Annotated in this window: 8 protein-coding genes; 6 read left to right on the top strand and 2 right to left on the bottom strand. The window is 49.9% G+C overall.

Annotated features, from left to right (window positions below):
* Nucleotides 1-4 precede the first annotated feature (4 nt).
* The gene (locus tag H6G21_RS25515) at nt 5-1354 is read right to left on the bottom strand and encodes a hypothetical protein (protein ID WP_199307413.1); all 1350 of its coding nucleotides are present in this window, start codon (nt 1352-1354) and stop codon (nt 5-7) included.
* 958 nt (nt 1355-2312) lie between these two features.
* Between H6G21_RS25515 and H6G21_RS23660 the strand changes: the two genes are divergently transcribed.
* From H6G21_RS23660 to H6G21_RS23650, 3 genes are all read left to right on the top strand, one after another.
* Nucleotides 2313-3773, top strand: a complete 1461-nt coding sequence (locus H6G21_RS23660) for an HlyD family efflux transporter periplasmic adaptor subunit (protein ID WP_190576755.1) — start codon at nt 2313-2315, stop codon at nt 3771-3773.
* 91 nt (nt 3774-3864) lie between these two features.
* Complete coding sequence (locus H6G21_RS23655; protein WP_190576753.1) at nt 3865-5082, top strand: ABC transporter permease; 1218 nt, start codon at nt 3865-3867, stop codon at nt 5080-5082.
* A 149-nt stretch (nt 5083-5231) separates the two neighbouring features.
* Nucleotides 5232-5948, top strand: coding sequence for an ABC transporter ATP-binding protein (locus H6G21_RS23650; protein WP_199307412.1), 717 nt, complete (start codon nt 5232-5234; stop codon nt 5946-5948).
* A 30-nt stretch (nt 5949-5978) separates the two neighbouring features.
* Here the strand turns inward: H6G21_RS23650 and H6G21_RS23645 are convergent, their stop codons facing one another.
* The gene (locus H6G21_RS23645; RefSeq protein ID WP_190576751.1) at nt 5979-8249 is read right to left on the bottom strand and encodes a BamA/TamA family outer membrane protein; all 2271 of its coding nucleotides are present in this window, start codon (nt 8247-8249) and stop codon (nt 5979-5981) included.
* A gap of 381 nt (nt 8250-8630) precedes the next feature.
* On the opposite strand from H6G21_RS23645, the gene H6G21_RS23640 reads away from it, so the two are divergent.
* From H6G21_RS23640 to H6G21_RS23630, 3 genes are all read left to right on the top strand, one after another.
* Nucleotides 8631-14072 carry an ATP-binding sensor histidine kinase gene (locus H6G21_RS23640; protein ID WP_190576749.1) on the top strand — a complete coding sequence of 1814 codons (5442 nt, stop codon included), beginning with the start codon at nt 8631-8633 and terminating at the stop codon, nt 14070-14072.
* A 342-nt stretch (nt 14073-14414) separates the two neighbouring features.
* The gene (locus tag H6G21_RS23635; RefSeq protein ID WP_199307411.1) at nt 14415-16895 is read left to right on the top strand and encodes an ATP-binding protein; all 2481 of its coding nucleotides are present in this window, start codon (nt 14415-14417) and stop codon (nt 16893-16895) included.
* Complete coding sequence (locus H6G21_RS23630) at nt 16885-18162, top strand: hybrid sensor histidine kinase/response regulator (RefSeq protein WP_190576747.1); 1278 nt, start codon at nt 16885-16887, stop codon at nt 18160-18162. Before H6G21_RS23635 ends, H6G21_RS23630 begins: the two co-directional genes overlap by 11 nt.
* Nucleotides 18163-18284 lie beyond the last annotated feature (122 nt).

The following is an 18284-nucleotide window of genomic DNA, read 5'->3' as shown; positions in this document are numbered from 1 at the left end:
GTCATCAACCACCGGTTTCACTATGGTCTCGTTTTTTGATCACTGGCTTTGGAGGAGGCGCTGCACCGGGTTCACGCCGACTGGGTGCGGCAGGTCTACCCTCTGGTCTACCTTCCGGTCTACCTTCTGGTCTGCGGCCACCCCCACTCCGAAATCCGGGTCTGCCACCACCACCGCCACCACCGGGACGCCGAGGGCCACCACCGCCGCCGCCACCGCCGCCTCTTCGGAAGCCGCCGCGACCGTCCGGTCGTTGGGTGCGTTTTTTCGGCATCACCATGGCAATTTGGGTACCTTCCTGAATGACTAAGGCTTGGCCTTCCCGCTGGACATGGAGATCCCAGAAATAACCCAAGACTTTGCCCGTTAAGTTCCCTTCCAAGTTGAGCTTAAAGAATTTCGTGGAAGAAGCCCCCTTAACCTTTTTCTTCAGCATTTGTTGTATTTTGACAACAATATGCTTATCCCCAGGCTCGTGGTAAACAACTTCTCCTCGGATAGAGAAATAGTTATCCTCGACTTCAGAGGAAGGAATATAGGGGCGGTTACTAAAATCAGTACCATCCGCTACTGACTCCGCACTGGCAGAGGCCAGTTCGTCATCTGCATTCAACGCTGCTTCATCTTCAACCGCTGTATCCTCTTCAACGGTTTCAATCTCTTCACCGTCTTCAGCCTCTTCAACATCTCCCAGGAGGTCAGCATCCCCGATCGCCTCGTCTTCATCAGAGCGATTCAAATTTTCGGGCTCCCACACACCCACGATCTGCAAGTGAAGGGTCTCTTCCCGTTCGCGGGTGCGGGGATAGACGACCCACAGGTGCGGTTGCTCTAGGGGGAGATGGTTTTTCACCAGACTCATGACCCGTCCCAGCAACACGGCTTCAATTTCGGTACCATCACTGGTCGTGAGGGTTCCTCGGGTGAACTGTTCCTCCGAGGGGGCATAGCAACCTCGCACTAGCCCGATCGCGCGATACTGCATCGGCTCACTGGGGGCGGGGATAGGACGGATCCGAGACAAGTCAGAATCATCCAGAACTGGGGAGGCAGCGGAATCCACATCAGTAGCGGTCACCACACTACCCTCAACCTTTTCAGTTGGTTGAGGAGCAGAAGCCGCCGCAACGGGTTCCGGTGCAGGAGGATCAGGTTCGGGCGGGGGGGCGACCGGACGGACAGGTCGAGCAGGCGGCTTCACCAGCTTGGGCACGGAGCTATCCGCTTCAGACGGGGAAGTTTCGGGGCTAGCAGACGTGATCTCCTCGGAGGAGATCGGCAAGGACTCGTCGGTTGAACTCGGTTGAGATGCAGACGACTTAGGTGGCTGAGGTCGATTTGGCACAGGACTCATAGGCTATCGTCACAAGCGGAGAGCATAGACATGCTTCGATCTGAATCCTATCTGAAGGGGCCACTCTGGAAAAGTCAAAGAAACAACTAGCAGAGCAACTCATTCAGAAAGATTTCATGATACAAAATGCAATCTGATGATTGGTTGATCCGTACAGTTTCCCGCACTTTTATCGAAAAATTTTCTATAAAAGGCTGTAGTACTGTCGTCGGGCACCATTATAGACAGGATTGCAGGGAATTTTTGGACAAGGAAACTCTAGGCTGCCGACTGCCCGCATCCCTACGCTTATGATACTGACTTCTATCCCTCTCCAATGTGTGATCCCGATCGAAAGTCCGAAAACTTCTCTGACCCATCTAAGTTTGCCCCATCTAAATTTTCACCTCTCCCAATTTAGATGAGGATCCAGAGAAATCCCATTGTAAACGGGTGAGAGCAGTTGCAAGCAGAGGTCGCAAAAATCCAGTTGCAATTTGACGCACCCTTTGACAAGAACCCGCTTTCACAAGAAGCAGCTTTTATCATGACGAGCTTGCACAAGCATCCTTGCCAGCTTTTAAACCACTCCTCTTTTAAACCACTCCTCCCAGCAGGATGACCAAAGTCCTAGAACTGCTTGCAAAGATCTGACGCAAGATCTGACTAAAGTCCCGGACATCATCCCATTCCTTTCGCTAGAATCAACTCCGAAGGTCGGCAATCTTTGCATCCATTCCGTCATGAATTGATCGCGATTTATTCTGTCTATCATCTCAGCGCAATCTCACCTCCGAGTCCCCAAACCTAATAGCAGGATAGGTGGCAGGATCAACGCAAGGAGAAGGGTTAGGAAATCATGATTGCATTAAGAATTGTATTAGGATAGTTAACATATTGTTACTTATCATTTCTAACAGCAGATTTCTGAAACAGCATTCTCTGGGTTCAGTCACTCATCCAGCATAAGGGCCTCTACATGCGTATTCCTTCATTAACCACTCTCAAAAAGACGCCCAAGGTTTGGTGGATAGCAGGGGCGGTAGTTCTTGTGATTGCTGTGCCCGCGATCGCCCGTTTGGGGCCTTTACAACCCCGATCGAAGGCATTGGACATCGAGAAATTAACCACACCCGTTGCTTCGGAAAAATTGACGCTCCGGGTCAAAGCCAGTGGAACCGTCACACCGCGCCAAACCGTGAACGTCAGTCCCAAGAGTGCTGGACGGGTGATGGAGTTGTTGGTTGAGCAGGGCGACTACGTCCAGGAAGGGCAAGTCCTTGCGCGCATGGACTCGTCGGACTTAGAGCGGGAACGACAACAGGCGTTGGCCAATGTAGAGGCAGCGCGGGCACGGCTCCTCCAGTTGCAAAATCCAGTGCGACCGGAAGTCGTGGGCCAGGTGCAAGCCGATGTGCGGAAGTCTCAGGGTGAAGTTTTGCGGTCTCAGGGCGAAATTGTGCGGGCGGAAGGTCAAGTGGCGGATGCCCAGTCGCAGCTAGAGTTTGCCACGCGCCAACGCCAGCGCCAGGAAATGCTCCAGAAAGAAGGTGCGATCTCAGAAAATAGCTTGGATGAATTTATTCGCAAAGAGCAAAATTCTCGCGAATTACTCCGACAGGCGAAGGCGCAGTTTTCCCAAGCCAAGGCCCAATTGATCCAAGCCCAAGCGCAGGTCGTGGGCAACCAAGAGCGGTTAGATCAGCAAGACCAGACCGGAAGTTCTGGGGATATTGCCATTCAAGAAGCCCAGTTGGCGGCGGCGATCGCGCAACTGAAGGCGGTGGAAAATCGCATTGCGGATACGGTGGTTCGGGCACCGTTTTCGGGATTGGTGACTCAGCGCTATGCTTCGGTGGGAGCCTTTGTGACTCCAACGACCCAGGCATCTGCCTCAGGAACCGGCGCAACCTCAACGTCGATCGTGGCCTTGGCCAGTGAGTTAGAGGTGATTGCCAAGGTGCCGGAGGTGGATATTAGCCAAGTTAAGCCGGGGCAAGAAGCCCAAATCATGGTGGATGCGTTCCCTGAAGAAAAATTTAAGGGGCAAGTGCGGTTAATTGCACCGGAGGCGATCGAAGAGCGGGATGTCAAATTTTTCCAAGTGCGGATTAAGTTAGTCACCGGAAAAGACCAATTACGCTCGGGCATGAACGCCGATTTAGAGTTTATCGGGAAACAACTCGAAGCGTTAGTGGTACCGACGGTGGCGATCGTAACGAAGCGCGGAAAAACGGGAGTCCTAGTCCCCGATGAAAAAGGCAAGCCCAAGTTCCAACAGGTGACGATCGGGGCAACCCAAGATAAGCGCAATGCCGATGGCAAAAAAGAAGGTCAGACCCAAATTCTGGATGGCATTAACGCAGGGGAGCGGGTCTTTGTCTCGCTACCGGAAGGGCAAAAACTCGATCAAATTGTGAAGGATGATCAGAATAAGTAAAGCTTGAAAATCAACTCACAACGGGAAGTTAAGCCACACAACAGATTCCTTCTATTCAACGGATTGGTAGTAGTACTGAGGGAGATTGGGGATGGACTGGGTCGAAAGTTTAGGAATGGCATCGAAAACACTAACATCTAATAAGCTGAGAACAGCCTTGACGATGTTGGGGATGATCATTGGCAATGCATCAGTCATCGCTATGATTGGGATTGGGCAAGGGGCACAGCGGTTGGCTTCAGAACAGTTTGAATCCCTAGGCCCCAATGTTTTGTTTGTCACCCCCGGCTCCGGATCAGCCCGCCAACGCACCTCTCAATTACCGAGAAACTTGGTTTGGGATGATGCGAAGGCGATCGCGACCCAGGTGCCCTCGGTTGCCGAAGTCGCCGCCCAACGCCAAAGCCAACTGACCTTGACCTATGGAGGCCGCAATCGCAGTTCCTTAGTCGTCGGCACTACACCGGAATTTTTGACAGTGCGAGATTTTGATGTTGCCCAGGGGCGATTTTTAACTGAGGATGATCTGAATCGTAATCGGCGCATTGCGGTCTTGGGTTCAGAGGTCGCGGCTAATTTTTTCGGCCAAGAGTCTCCGATCGGTAAAAAAATCCGTCTCCGCAACGTCAGCTTTGAAGTAGTGGGAGTGATGCAGGCAAAGGGTTCCTTCCTAGGCAGTAACCAAGACGATGCCGTTTACATTCCCCTCACCACGAGTGCCACATCCCTCACAGGACGAACCTCCCCCTATGGCCTAGATTTGACCTTCATTTCCATTTCAGCCAAGGATGAACAAAGTATTCCAGCGGCAGAATTTCAAATTACCAACTTACTCCGTCTCCGCCACAAAATTGTCAATGAAGATGATTTCACGGTCCAAACCCAGAAGGATATTCTGCGCATTGTGGGAACCATTACCGGCGGCTTAACCGCGATGTTGGCGGCGATCGCAGGGGTTTCGTTGCTCGTGGGTGGGATTGGCATTATGAATATTATGCTCGTGTCAGTCACGGAGCGAACCCAGGAAATTGGTTTGCGGAAGGCGATCGGGGCAGCGCAGTCAGATATTTTGGTGCAGTTTATGATTGAGGCGGTGCTGCTATCTGCCGCAGGGGGGCTGTTGGGAACGCTGGTCGGGGTGAGTGGAATTTATCTAGTTTCAACCTTTACACCGTTGAAAGCCGCAGTATCAGCGGGGGCCATTGGCCTAGCGGTGGGTGTGTCAGGTTCGATCGGATTAGTTTTTGGGGTGATTCCAGCACGACAGGCGGCTAAGCTTGATCCGATCGTGGCGTTACGCAGTGCTTAAAAAATACGCAGTGCTTAAAAAACTAGAATTGATCGCCCTGATGTTGAATCTGGACTGCTCAGAGAATCCAATCACTGGTCACGTCTGCTCAATCGTTCACATTGACCAATGAAACTCATAAATTCTAAACATCACAATTAATAACGGTTATGAATAACACGATCGTTCGACTAGAAGAAATCACTAAAGTTTACGGAATGGGGGACATTACGGTAAACGCATTAGCAGGCGTTGATCTCACGGTCGAAGCCGGTGAATATTGCTCCATCATGGGGGCATCGGGTTCTGGCAAATCAACCATGATGAACATTATCGGCTGCCTCGATCAACCAACCTCTGGGCGATACTATCTAGATAATGTCGAGGTCGCAACGTTGCCTGACAAGGAATTAGCCCACATTCGCAATCAAAAACTAGGGTTTGTCTTTCAGCAGTTCCATTTACTCCCCCAACTGACCGCTTTGGAAAATGTGATGCTGCCGATGATCTATGCCGCTGTACCTCCCGCAGAACGACGGGAGCGGGCTAAGGAAGCCCTCGTGAAAGTCGGGTTGGAGTCTCGCTTAAATAACAAACCGACTCAGCTGTCCGGAGGCCAACAACAGCGGGTGGCGATCGCCCGGGCGATCGTCAACCATCCTGTCCTATTGCTAGCGGATGAACCCACGGGCGCATTAGATTCCCAAACGACCCACGAAATTTTAGACATTTTTGGTAATTTAAATGCTAGTGGGATGACCGTAGTCATGGTGACCCACGAGCCAGAAGTGGCCCGCTGTACCCGTCGGGTCATTTGGTTTAAGGATGGTAAGGTGTTGGAACCGAATATGGCTCCGGAAGATATCGGCCACACGATCGGGGGCTGAAGTTGACTCTCACCTCAGCCCAACGTTGCACTAGAACTTCTGCCCTAAGCCAAATTGGATGCGATTGTCACCCCGATCGGTGAACGCCCAATCGGCCCGGAGAATCCCCAAGGGGGAATTGACTCGCAACCCCGCCCCGACGCCAAACCCGTTACCAGGGCGTCCCCGCTGAACTCCCGGTTCTCCAATCACAGCATTACTGGAACCCAAGTCAGAGGCGTAATCGGCAAAGAGGGTACCTCCAACAATTTTGTAAATTGGGAAGCGATATTCCGCCGACGCCTGCACGTAGCTCCGCCCCGTCCCCACTTCGCCTTGACCGTAACCCCGCACAGAGTTGACACCTCCGAGGGTAAAGGCATTGTAGGGCGGCAGGTCTCCGATCGTCGTGCCAGCTTGCACATTAAAGGCCAACACTTCCTGCTTGGTGGGATCTTGAGAACGATTGAAAATACCAATGGGAATGTACTGGCTATAGTTAGCTGTTAAGCGATTGGATAGAACATTACCAACGCCAATGGGAATTGATTGCTCAGTACTCAAGCTGAGAACCGAACCTTGGGTGGGATTGGTGGGATTATTGCGTTTATCCCGAGAGGCGGTAAAGCCAACGGTGTAGAGATCGTCGAGTCCAGTGCCGCTCCAAGACAGGGGATTGCCTTGACTATCCTGTTTCACCAAGTTCCCATTCTGATCCCGCAGACTGACGCGCGTGTAATTGAGCCCGATCGAACCTTGCCAGTCTTGGTTTTTATCTAAGGGACGATTGAAGGCAACCCCACCTCCAAAGCGACCTTCCCGCACCCGATCGCCATTGGCCAATTTAATATCATCATCAAATACACGGGATAGACCCCGTTCCCGGAAACCATTGATGCTATAGCCCCAGGCATTAGGATTACTATCGCGATAGGGATTGCTAAAGCGTCCGTTAAATTGAACATCTTTAGAACCAACTAGAACACTACCGCCAATCTGTTGACCTACACCATTAAAGTTGAAATCGCTGTAGGAAACACTGCCATAGAGTCCGGCATCACTGCTATAGCCACCCCCCAGATTGGCTCGACGGGCCTGTTGTTCAGCCAGGTTATAAACCACGATCGTATTTTGTGGATCGCCCTCTAGGGTCACTCGTCCACCTAAAAACAATCCTGTTTTGACTAAGCGATCGAGATCCGCCTTAGCTGCACTTTCCTGGAAAGGCATCCCCTTCGCCAACTTGATTTCTCGGCGGATAAAGCTCTCTTGGGTACGACCTTGAATAGTTTTACCTTGGTCATCTACCGTGCGACCAAATTCATCGACAAAGCGAATGCGAATATCACTAATTTGGCCTTCCGCTGCGGTGATGCGCAGCACACCCTCACGGGTAGATTCCAGCCCCAAGATCGTCGCTACACCGTAACCATTCTGGCGATACCATTGGTTCAAATCCCGCACCCCTTGATTAAGTTTAGCGGGCTGAACCGGTTTCCCAAATTGATCTTGAAAGATACGATTGGCAATTTCTGGTGGTAGAACCTTAGTGTTAATTAATTGCAACGATCGAACGATCGTAGGCTCTACAACAAAATTAACTGCAACTCCATTATTATTAACTTGACTATTAACCTTTGCATTGGCGAATAACCCGGTTTCTAATAGCGTTGCGATATCAGCTTGCAGTTGATTGCCACTCGTTTGACCACCGGGTTGTGTCGAAATCGCTTGACGGGCAATGCGTTGCAATTCCTCATCCACCCCTGAAATCGTCACCTCCGTGACCATCACCGCCAAATCCGGCGCAAGGGTTGGCTTGGTTGCTGGGCTGGGAGTTTTGCTCGCAGAGGATGGGTTAGGTTGAGAGGGCTTAGGTTGAGAGGGCTTAGGATTCTGGGCAGTCGTTTTTCGGGTGGGTTGAGTCTTCGACGGCGCGATCGAAGATGGGAGAGCGGCCACTGGTTGCGTTTTCGTTGATTGCGTTTTCGTTGATTGCGTTTTCGCTGCAACAATTTGAGGATCTGAGTTTTCAGCGGATTGTACGATCGCCGATCGGGGGCTTGCCGATCGGGGGTTTGTTGAGCCTGCCACAGCATTTATTTGCCCAAGTGTCGCCCGTTCAGGCATGGATAACTTTTCCGGTTGGGCGATCGCCCTTGTCGCAGGCAGCGCAACGGGCACTTCTTCCGTATTAACCACAACATCATTGGCCTGAGACTGAGAGGCTGAAGTGGGGGTGGCGGCTTGGGCGGGCTGCTGCGTGATATCCAATGCGGAAAGGGCGGTCAGGGCGCAAACTGCAACGGTGGAGAAACGCATAGAACTTAATCCAGAAAACTGAGGACAGCGAACAAGGCGAAATAAGTGGAAACCGCAAACAGAGCTCCTGCAACCGGAGTGCAAGATTTCCATACCCCTCCAAGACGCAACCTAGACCCAGATGTTCCAACGTAAAAATTTGAGGCGGAAGAATGGATGATCTCACGATTTCGGAATTGATCAGTGGATACCGATAGGTTAACGACCGAAAAGTTTCGGCCCTAACGTTTAATACCCACCCTTCCATCTTTAACCCAAGCCCATTAATTCTGATCTACGGACTATCACGGTCTATTAAGTTCTTCCCATGGGAGCGTTTAGGCATTTAGGTTTCTGGGCATTTTAGGGAAGATTCCACTACTTGCCTGCCGCTTGAATCCTATGACTTCCTCTGCCAGTTCCCTGTCTTCAGTGTCGGTACAGCTTCCTCACTATGACTTGGTTGAGACTCTCTATAACGGATCTCACACCACCGTTTACCGTGCCCTAAAGAAGAAGTCAGCGCAACCTGTAGTGATTTCAGAGCAACCTGTAGTGATTAAGGTGCTCAATCAAGAGTACCCCAGCTTCAACGAATTGGTACAGTTCCGCAACCAATATACCATTGCCAAGAATCTCAACCTGCCTGGGATTGTGCAACCTTTGAGTCTGGAACCGCTGGGTAATGGCTATGCCCTCATCATGGAAGACTGGGGAGGCATTTCCTTAAGCCAATATCTTCAGCACCAGTCTCTCCAGTGGGAAGAGGTGTTGGCGATCGCCCTGCAACTGGCTACGATCCTCCACGATCTACACCTGCACCGCGTCATCCACAAAGACATTAAACCCGCCAATATCCTGATGCATCCTGAGTCGAAACAGGTCAAACTGATCGACTTCAGCATTGCCTCCCTGCTCCCTAAGGAAACCCAAGAGATCCAGAACCCCAATATCTTAGAAGGCACCCTGGCCTATCTAGCCCCCGAGCAGACCGGACGAATGAATCGCGGTATTGATTATCGCGCTGACTTCTATGCCCTGGGTGTAACGCTGTACCAACTGTTGAGCGGTCAGTTACCATTTGCCTCAGACGATCCCATGGAACTGGTGCATTGTCACATCGCAAAATTAGCGGTATCCGTCGATCAGGTCAATCCAGCGGTGCCGGGAATGGTCGCTGCGATCGTCGCCAAACTCATGGCGAAAAATGCGGAAGATCGCTATCAAAGCGCACTCGGACTCCAGCATGACCTGCAACAGTGTTTGACCCAGTGGCAAGCAACGGGGGCGATCGCTGAGTTTAAATTAGGCCAGCAAGACTTGAGCGATCGCTTCCTCATCCCCGAAAAACTCTACGGACGAGAAGCCGAAGTCCAGACGCTGCTGAATGCCTTTGAGCGAGTGGCGCAGGGTGCGTCGGAACTGATGCTAGTGGCTGGTTTTTCTGGAATTGGGAAAACCGCAGTGGTCAACGAAGTGCATAAACCCATTACGCGGCAACAGGGTTATTTTATTAAAGGGAAGTTTGACCAGTTCAATCGCAACATTCCCCTCTCGGCATTTGTCCAGGCATTGCGCGATTTAATGGGGCAACTGCTTTCCGAGTCCCAGGCCCAATTAGCCGAATGGAAAGTACAGATCTTAGAAGCAGTAGGCGAAAATGGGCAAGTCTTGATTGAAGTGATTCCCGAACTAGAGCAGATTATCGGGGCACAGCCAGCGATCGCAAAACTTTCTGGTACCGCAGCCCAGAACCGTTTTAACTTACTGTTCCAGAAGTTTATTCAGGTTTTTACCACAACCCATCATCCCTTGGTCATTTTTATCGATGACTTACAATGGGCCGATTTAGCATCACTCCAGTTGATGAAGTTGCTGATGCAGGACCATGGCTATTTGCTGATGTTGGGAGCTTACCGAGATAACGAAGTCTCCCCGGCCCATCCGTTGATGCTGACACTCGAGGAACTCAAAACAGTCGGTACGATCGTCAACACCATTACCCTGGCCCCACTAGCCCTAGAGCAGACCAATCGGCTGATTGCTGATACCTTGCAGTGCGATCGCACAGTGGCACAACCCCTGACTCAACTCGTAGATCGTAAAACGCAAGGCAATCCCTTTTTCACAACCCAGTTTCTCAAAGCACTGCATGAGGATGGATGCATTACCTTCAATCTCGATCAGGGCTATTGGCAATGTGACATGGCTCAAGTCAATGCCCTCGCCCTCACAGATGATGTGGTTGAGTTTATGGCCTTGCAATTGCAGAAGTTACCAGAGGAGACCCAGTCTGTCTTAAAGCTAGCCGCTTGTGTCGGGAATCAGTTTGATTTAGCAACCCTAGCGATCGTGGCCGAGCAGGCCCCAACGGAGGCGGCAACGGCTCTATGGAAGGCATTGCAAGAGGGATTGATTATACCCACTACTCAGGTTTACAAGTTCTTTCAGGTAGAAGCGCGCACGCTATCTGATGTTCAGAACAGTATCAATCCTGTGTATCGATTCCTGCACGATCGCATCCAACAAGCCGCTTACTCCTTGATTCCAGCCGAACAAAAAGCGGTCACCCATTGGCAAATTGGCCAATTGTTATGGCAAGACCTATTACAACACCCCCAAGCGCAACCATCGGGAGACAAAATTTTTGACATTGTTAACCATCTCAATTTAGGCAAGCAAACGATCTCACTGCCTGCTCAACAGCATCAATTAGCACAGTTGAATCTTCAAGCCGGAGAAAAGGCAAAACTCTCAACGGCCTATCAGGCTGCACAGACCTATTGTCAAATTGGGATTGAACTGTTGCCAACGAATGCCTGGGAAACTGACTACGCCTTGGTCTATGCGCTGCATCGTCACGGTGCAGAAGCCGCTTACTTGAGTAGTGATTTCGATCGCGCCGAGGCCCTCTATCAAGTTGCCCTAGCGCAGGCGCAAAATCCGCTAGATCAGGCCGTGATTTATCGAGTGCAGATGACCCAATATCAGCTTCAGGGTCGTAATGCGGAAGCGATCGCCATTCAACGCCAAAGTCTTGAGTTGTTGGGCTGGTCTATTCCCCAGGAACCCGAGAGCATTCAGCACTGCCTGGATGCTGAAATTGCCTCGGTCGAGCAATTTTTGCAGCAACAGACCATTGAATCGATCCTGGAATTACCCAAAATGGTCGATGCCGTGATTGCCGAGCAGTTGCGAATTTTACAAATTCTGTTCTATGCCGCATGGCTGGCTGGACAACCCACCTTAGCTTTGCTCGCTTTGGCTAAAATGACAACCCTGTCCTTGCAGTATGGCAACAGCGATATGTCACCCTTTGGCTATGTGGGTTACGGGCTCATTGCCAATGCTTTGCTTAAAAATGCCACCCAAGCCTATCAATTTGGCAACATGGCTGTGCAACTGTGTGAACAATTTGACAATGCTGATGTGCGCGGCATGACCAATTTCCTATTTGCAGCCGATGTGCATAGTTGGAAGCGTCCCTTACGGGAAGCCGATCGCTATTATGAGGATGCCTACAAGTATGGGATGGAGGCTGGTAACTGGCTAACGGTGGGCTTCATGATGATGCAGAGTGGCTCCGATCGCCTGACCTACGGCAAAAATCTGGAAGACCTGTATGCGATCGCTCAAGCCCACGCAGCCTTCCTGCATCAAATCAAGAGTTTAGAAAACTTAGATGCCTTAACGGTGGGGGTGTTACAGCCCATTCGGCAGCTCCTGGGTTTAACCCAAACGCCATTCACATTTGATGACACCCACTTCAGGGAAGCGGAGTATTTACAGAAATACTGTAATACACCGTACCATTTGGCCTGGTTTTATTCAGTCAAAATCCGCCATGCCTATTTATTTGATCAACCGGACACTTACTCCGGGTTAATTCCCCACCTCAGTATTATTGAGGCGACGATTCCCAGCCATGCCAAAGTCCCTTCCAGTGTCTTTTATGTAGTGCTGATGCATTTGGTGCTACTTGAGCAGCCCCCTGACGAGACTCAACAACAGGGCCATTGGCAATCAATTCTGCCGTTAGAAGAACGCCTAAACCACTGGCAACAAGATTGTCCTGAAAATATTCGCCACAAATGCCTCTTAATTCAGGCCGAGAAAGCCCGGATTCATGGGTACAAAGCGGAGGCAATCGACCTCTACGATCACGCGATCGTCAGCGCTAAGGAAAACGGTTATCTCCAGGAAGAAGCCTTGGCCAATGAGCTGGCCGCCAAGTTCTATCTCGGTTGGGGCAAGGAAAAAGTCGCCGCAGGTTACCTGCAAGAAGCCTACTATGGCTATGCCCGTTGGGGAGCCAGCGCCAAAGTTGCTGACTTAGAGAAACGCTATCCCCAATTGCTGCAACCCATCCTGCAAACTAATCAGCAACCGCTCACCGTTTTAGAAACCCTAGCGAGTATCGCAGCCCCTGCCTACTCACTCCATTCCACCTCCAGCAAAAGTTCCACCCGCAGCAACATTAATCACACCTTCGATTTTGTTACTCTGCTACAAGTCTCTCAGACCTTAGCTAGCACGATCGAACTCAATGAACTGATGCAAACCCTGACCCAGAAAATGATCGAAAACTCTGGGGCCGATCAATGCACCTTGATACTCTGCGAAGACAACCAATGGCAAGTGCGGGTGATGGCAAACCTAGAACAGGTGATACTGCAATCTGTACCCCTAGAGGATAATCCCAGCGTCCCCGTCAAGTTGATTCAGTATGTGAAGCATAGCCTGACAACGGTTGCGATCGACGACCTCAAGACCGACTTGCCTGTAATTGGCGATTACCTGCATCACCATCAACCCAAGAGTGTCTTGTGTTTACCCATTCTCAACCAGGGCAATTTACGCGCCATTGTGTATCTGGAAAATCGCTCTACCAGTGGCGTGTTTACCAACGATCGCATCCTCATTCTCAACGTCCTCTGCACCCAAGCCGCCATCTCCCTCGAAAATGCCCAACTCTACCAAAAAGCCCAACGCTATGCCCAACAATTGGAACAATCCCAACTGCAAATTGTCCAAAGCGAAAAAATGGCATCCCTGGGCAATTTAGTCGCTGGGGTCGCCCACGAAATCAACAATCCGATCGGGTTCCTCAATGGCAGCATCAACAATGCCCAAGACTACGTCCAAGATCTTCTCGACTACATTGCCCTCTATCAGCAACACCATCCCCAAGCAGCCTCCCCTGTCCAAGAGAAAGCAGACGACATTGATTTAGAATTTCTCACGGAAGATTTACCCAAGTTACTCAACTCAATGCAGGGTGCCAGCGATCGCATTAAAGGCATCAGTACCAGCCTACGCACATTTTCCCGCGCAGATACAGAACACAAAGTCAGAGCCAATCTTCACGAAGGTTTGGATAGTACATTGTTAATTCTCAAGTATCGTCTCAAAGCTAACGAGTTTCGTCCTGCGATCGAGGTCATTCAAGATTATGGTAATTTACCTGAAATCAACTGTTTTCCAGGACAGTTAAACCAGGTTTTTATGAACATCCTGGCCAATGCGATCGATATGTTTGACGAAATGGCCCAAACCCAGTCATTTAATGCATTACAAGCCAATCCTCAGAAGATTACGATTCGTACAACTACTGATTCAAACCAGATTCAGATTCAGATTAGTGATAATGGCAAAGGAATGACGGAAACAGTGAAGTCGCGTATCTTCGACCATTTGTTTACAACCAAAGGGGTGGGCAAAGGCACGGGGTTAGGACTCGCGATCGCCCGTCAAATTGTGGAGAAAAAACATGGCGGGAAAATATTCTGTACTTCTACCCTTGGACTAGGTACCACATTTATGGTTAAAATTCCTCAGTCGTGACTTAAAATTCATTGAGTGAGTTGCAGATTCCTGCTACCAATGTTCCGGTTGAATCATTCAGGTTCAGTATCCACTGTCCAGCCTACCTAGCGCGATCGATAGACCGATCGTTACCGTGCCTTCCCATCTGCCCCTATGAATACCAAATCTCTTCCATCTAACCTCAGCAATGATATACCTCGGAAGAGACTGAGAATCGTATCCACGGTTCTCCTCATTCCAGTGATACTAATGGTTTCAGGGAGCATCAGTTGGGTGTGGGCTAAGCCTAGAACCCCTGATTCAGACCAGAAGAATGTCTTAGTCCTTCACTCGTACCATACAGAGTTGTCTTGGACTGAGATGGAAAAGACAGGGATTGATCAAGGATTTCTCAGGAGCCGTCACAAAGTCACGGTTTACCATGAATTTCTAGATGCCAAACGCTACCCAAGCCTACACTATCAGAAACGGTTCCTAGATTATTTACGCACGAAATACCAAGACACTCGCTTTCAGGCCCTGATGGTAACCGATGATCCGGGGATGGAGTTAATTCTCAAAACGCATGATGAATACTTCCAAAATCTCCCGGTGGTTTTTCTAGGCGTAAACAAGGTTCAAGAAAGACTTCTGCACATCCCCTGGTTGACGGGCGTTTTTGAAACGCATAGCGTTTTTGAAACGATCGTAGAAGCCAAACGCCAAACTGGTTCTGACCACTTGATTGTCATCGCTGACTCTACCGAAACTGGCAAGGCTCGAGTCAAAGAGTTACAAGCTTTAAAGGGAATGCCAGGGGCTCCTCAAAACCTGGTAGTAGAAAGCGACATTGTGGATGGGCAAGTATTAAGCCGATTGGACAAATATCCAGATAATTGGCCCATTTACACATCTGGACAACTGCGAGTAGGCAAACCGGATGGGCCCTTGCTGAGCTTTGAGAAGGTCGCTGAGCTATTGAGCAATCAAATCCCTAATCCCATTTACACCGATACGAGAATGTATGTGGAGCATGGTGCAGTTGGCGGCAAAGTATTAGATGGTGTTTATCACGGCAGTCTTGGCGTTCAATTGGTGGAGCAGATTCTAGAGGGTAAACCCGTTCAGGACATTGCACCGATTACCAAGTCTGAGAATCAATGGATGTTTGATGCTCGCCAGTTGAAGCGAGCCGGTCTTGATCTCAATAATCTTCCACCGGGAAGTCTGCTTTTGCACCGAGAGCCCTCGTTTTACGAGCAATATCGTGAGCTAGTGTGGTTCGTGACAACCATCTTTGTTTTTGGGGGTCTCACCATTGTCATTTTAGGCAATGCAATCCGAAAACAGAAAAAAGCGGAGTCCCAACTGCGGGAAAATGAACGAGAACTTGAGCAACGGGTTATCGATCGTACCGCTGAGCTGGCCGAGGCTAAAGTCTTAGCGGATGAAGCAAACAAAGCAAAAAGCGAATTTTTGGCCAATATGAGCCATGAACTGAGAACACCCCTCAACGGGATTCTCGGCTATGCCCAGATCTTAGGGCAAGGAAAAACCCTCTCCGAGAAAGATCACCATGGCATTAATATCATTTATGAATGTGGCTCCCATCTACTCACCTTAATCAACGACATTTTAGATTTATCTAAAATTGAGGCCCGTAAACTTGAGCTCATGCCCAAAGCCTTCCACTTTGGCTCCTTTCTGCAAAATGTAGTCGAAATCTGCCGCATTCGGTCTGACCAAAAAGGCATTGAATTTATTAATCAATTTGATTCCAACTTACCGATCGGGATCACCACGGATGAAAAGCGCCTGCGGCAAGTATTAATCAACCTACTGAGCAATGCGATCAAGTTTACCGATCGCGGTTCTGTGACCCTCGGTGTGGAATTATTACCTTGCACTCAACCGGGGATGGCTCGTATCCAGTTTAAAGTGACCGATACGGGGGTTGGAATTGCGCCTGAAGACCTCGACAAACTTTTCCAGGCATTTGAACAGGTCGGAGATCGCAAACGCCAAGCCGAAGGCACAGGCTTGGGGCTCACCATTAGCCAACAGATTGTCCAACTGATGGGCGGAACGATCCAAGTCAAGAGCCAGCCTGGAGTCGGTAGCGACTTTTTCTTTGAGGTGGAATTGGCGATCGCCCCGGATTGGGTTGAGCAAGCAACCATCACAGGTCAACAACGCATCATCGGGTACGCTGGACAGCGCCGACATATCCTGGTGGTAGACGATCGCTGGGAGAACCGCGCCGTCTTGGTCAATCTACTGGAACCACTGGGCTTCACAATCACCGAAGCTGAGCATGGACAGGAAGGCCTGGAAAAACTGCGCCAGCAACGGCCCGACCTAGTGATTACAGATCTGGCGATGCCTGTGATGGATGGGTTTGAGTTTCTCCAACAAATTCGGCAGAATCAAGATTTTCAGCGGTTAAAAGTTCTGGTTTCCTCTGCATCCGTTGCCCAGCAAGATCAACGGATGGCCTTAAATGCCGGTGGGAATGACTTTCTCCCCAAACCAGTAGATGCTAGCGAGTTATTCAAGCTGATCGCCCTGTATACAGACCTGGAGTGGCAATGTGAAGCCCTTTCTCCTGATGCCTCCTCGTCCTCAGCCGTAGTGACCGACCTGATTCCCCCACCCACTGAAGTGCTAATGCAACTGCTGGAACTCGCTCAACAAGATAATTTGAAAGGATTGCGACAGCAATTAGACGCGATCGTACAGACTGACGCCCAATATGCCAGCTTTGCCACTCCGCTCATACAATTAGCCAAGCAATTCCAAGGCGAAGAGATCGAACAAGTGCTGCAAACTTACCTGATAGAGGCAACAGGCAATGCTGAATGAATCTAGAATTTTGGTCGTCGATGATACCCCTGCCAATTTAGAAATTGCCAGCGAAGTTCTCAACAATGCAGGTTATACCGTTGCCACAGTGTTAGATAGCAATCGTGCTTTTAAACGCCTACAAACCTACCTTCCCGATTTGATTCTGCTCGATGTCCAAATGCCAGGGCTCAATGGCTTTGAAATGTGCCAGCAGTTGAAAGCCAATCCCGCAACAGCGGCGATTCCCATTATTTTCATGACGGCGCTGGCTGACACCGACAGCAAAGTCTACGGTCTCTCGCTCGGAGCCGTAGACTATATCACCAAACCCTTTCAAGCCGCAGAACTTTTGGCACGGGTCAACACCCATTTACAATTACATCAATTAACCAAACATCTGGAAGAACGGGTGCAAGAACGCACAGCAGAATTGGAAGCTGCTTTGCATCAACTCGCCCATTCTCAACTAAACCTCATCCAGCATGAAAAGATGGCTTCCTTGGGTGGGTTAGTTGCTGGGGTGGCTCACGAAGTCAATAACCCCGTCGGATTCCTCAGAGGCAGCATCGATAATGGCAAGCATTATATCAATGAGTTACTGACCCATCTATCGCTGTATCAAAAACATTACCCCAATCCAGTTAGTGAGATTCAAGGTCATGCAGAAAACATCGATCTTGAATTTGTGAGCGAGGACTTACCCAAGTTACTTGATTCTATGGAGAGGGCCACCGATCGCATCGCATCCATCAGCACAAGTCTGCGCACCTTCTCCCGGGCCGATACAGAATACAAAGTCCGTGCAAACCTCCATGACGGAATTGACAGCACGTTGCTGATTCTCAAATATCGCCTTCAAGCAACCGAATACCGCCCCGCAATTCAAGTCACGCAAAACTATGGTGAAATTCCTGAGATCGAATGCTTTCCAGGTCAACTCAATCAAGTATTCATGAACATTCTTGCGAACGCGATCGATATGTTTGATGAAATGGCTGATAAAGCGACCTTTAACGATTTCAAAATCAATCCTCAGGAGATTACAATTCAAACCACTATGCAAGAGCCTAGTACGATCGAAATTCGGATTCAGGATAACGGCAAAGGCATGGACGAAGAGATTCAATCACGGATTTTCGACCACTTATTTACAACTAAAGGCGTGGGCAAAGGAACCGGGTTAGGCTTAGCGATCGCCCGTCAAATTATCGAAGAAAAACATGGTGGGCATTTGAGCCTAGAATCCACGCTTGGAAAAGGCTCTACTTTCATTATTCAGTTATAGCTGTAGCCAGTTTAGTTAGGACGCTGCCTGATGGAGGACAGCTTCTATGGCCTCGCGCAAAGTTGGGTACTGATCTAACTGGCGACGAATCCGACTTTTCAACCAAGCCCAACACTTTTCAA

Source organism: Alkalinema sp. FACHB-956 (assembly GCF_014697025.1).
Taxonomy (GTDB): Bacteria; Cyanobacteriota; Cyanobacteriia; order Leptolyngbyales; family Leptolyngbyaceae; genus Alkalinema.
The sequence above is the reverse complement of the archived record's forward strand: the minus strand, read 5'-3'. Positions and strand labels throughout refer to the sequence as shown.